This window comes from Calorimonas adulescens (genome assembly GCF_008274215.1).
Lineage (GTDB): Bacteria > Bacillota > Thermoanaerobacteria > Thermoanaerobacterales > UBA4877 > Calorimonas > Calorimonas adulescens.
The window spans coordinates 1-711 of record NZ_VTPS01000053.1 but is presented as its reverse complement, the minus strand read 5'-3'; the positions used below and the strand labels follow the sequence as shown (position 1 = coordinate 711).

Genomic DNA, 711 nt, shown 5'->3' with positions numbered 1-711 from the left:
ACACGCCTCTTTTACCTTCTCGGGCATCCTCCTTATATCCATGCTGATACCCTTGAAGCTTCTGAGCTGGTCTGCAAGAAAGTCAAAGGGCGCTTCCGTAAATCCAGTGTAGAAACCATAAGGATAATAGCCATATTTTTCTATTAATTTTGACATAATTATGCCACACTGCTGCATGTCATTGTTGAAAGCCAGTATGCTTTTTGTAAAACTGATGGCTGTATTTATGGGATCACCATTGGGGTTGAAAGCTTTATACTGCCTGGGGATTACCCTTTCAAGCAAACAGTCGTATGGATTTTCTATGAGATAGTCATAGTCTTCGGGAAGCATCCCTACCACTTCCGGATGCTGTATAAAGCCGTTGGAGGCCATCTGGAAGGATTGGGACTTTAAAAGCTGATAGAAAGAAGGAAACCTTAACGAGCCTGAAAACACACAAATATCTGAATAAACAGTTTCACATATTTTATCTGCTGCCTCTTCAATCAAAGAAGGGTTCCACTGGGCCTCACTTAAATCCAGACCTCCATACTGGGCTATTACCTCAAAGGGAAGGCTGATGCTTACAGGCACTCTCTTTGGAATCTTGTTGTCGTATACGTCATGGATTATGCTTATCCTTTCCTGCTGCAGGGCTTTCACATCAGTCATTTTATTTCACCCACCCTTGACAGATTTTTACTCCTTCGGCAGCGTTGGTGGTAAAGG

General features: G+C 42.8%; 1 protein-coding gene. It reads right to left on the bottom strand.

What is annotated here, in order from left to right:
- A partial coding sequence (locus FWJ32_RS13215; protein ID WP_203227786.1) for a uroporphyrinogen decarboxylase/cobalamine-independent methonine synthase family protein occupies positions 1-654 on the bottom strand: 654 nt, incomplete at its 3' end.
- Positions 655-711 lie beyond the last annotated feature (57 nt).